Annotated in this window: 1 protein-coding gene and 1 pseudogene; one reads left to right on the top strand and one right to left on the bottom strand. The window is 64.6% G+C overall.

Annotated features, from left to right (window positions below; all coding sequences use genetic code 11):
- Window positions 1–195: pseudogene (locus tag U9977_RS13825) on the bottom strand (IS5/IS1182 family transposase); the annotation flags it as partial.
- Between U9977_RS13825 and U9977_RS26970 the strand changes: the two are divergent.
- Window positions 142–291, top strand: a complete 150-nt coding sequence (locus tag U9977_RS26970) for a hypothetical protein (RefSeq protein ID WP_416210605.1) — start codon at window positions 142–144, stop codon at window positions 289–291. The pseudogene U9977_RS13825 and the gene U9977_RS26970 overlap by 54 nt on opposite strands.
- Window positions 292–851: the final 560 nt, after the last annotated feature.

Genomic DNA, 851 nt, shown 5'->3' with positions numbered 1-851 from the left:
ACCCGCAGCGCCAGCACCGCGATGCCCTCGTGGAGGTAGGTGTAGGCCGTCGACCGGCCGATCCCGTGGTCGCCGGCGAGTTGCTTGACCCGGGTCCCATCGCAGAACCAGCGCAGGACCATCACGGACTGCGCTCAGAGGGTGAGCGCGGGTCTCCTTCTGGGTGCCTCGGCGCTCACGCTCGGCCGTGAGCAGTACGGCCAGGTGGGCGACGGTGTGCTCGCCGAGGGGCAGCTCGGCGGTGTATGTGCCACTCATCGGGACGTGGGGCTCCCTAGGGTTGATCTTTGATCGGAACAACCTTCTTATCGGAGCCCCGCGTTTTCTTGTTCACCGACACCGACACCGACACCGGCATCTCGTAGATCGACCACTGTCAGTAGCGGTCATGCAGAGTGGCCGATCGTTACTCGGAATGGCTCACTCGTGGTGGGCCTGTACCGCGGCGGGCCTGGATGGTATCGGCGATCTCCGGGTCGAGCGGTCCGGCTCCCTGCGAGCGCAGGGCGCTGCGGTGCCGACCGGCCGGCGCTGGTCGGGGTCTGTGTTCCGCGGAACGCACCGGTTTCGTTACATCGGTGTCGAGCGTTACCAGGACACCGATTCCAAACGTTACCTGCGGGAACGCATACGCGACCGGTCCCTGCTCTTCGTGGCCGCGACCCGAGCCCCTTCCTGCCTGCCGCCACACACCCCTGATCGGTCGTGTGCGGCTGATCGTGGAGATGGTGATCGGCGTTTGCTTGTCGTTAGGTACGGTTTTTGGCCGGATAGGCGTACCTGACGACAAACTCGCGCCGATCTTGTCGACGGATGTCAGATATCGGCGGAAACTGCACGGTCTGTCCTAT

Source organism: Protofrankia sp. Cas8 (assembly GCF_963555845.1).
Taxonomy (GTDB): domain Bacteria; phylum Actinomycetota; class Actinomycetes; order Frankiales; family Frankiaceae; genus Protofrankia.
The sequence above is the reverse complement of the archived record's forward strand: the minus strand, read 5'-3'. Positions and strand labels throughout refer to the sequence as shown.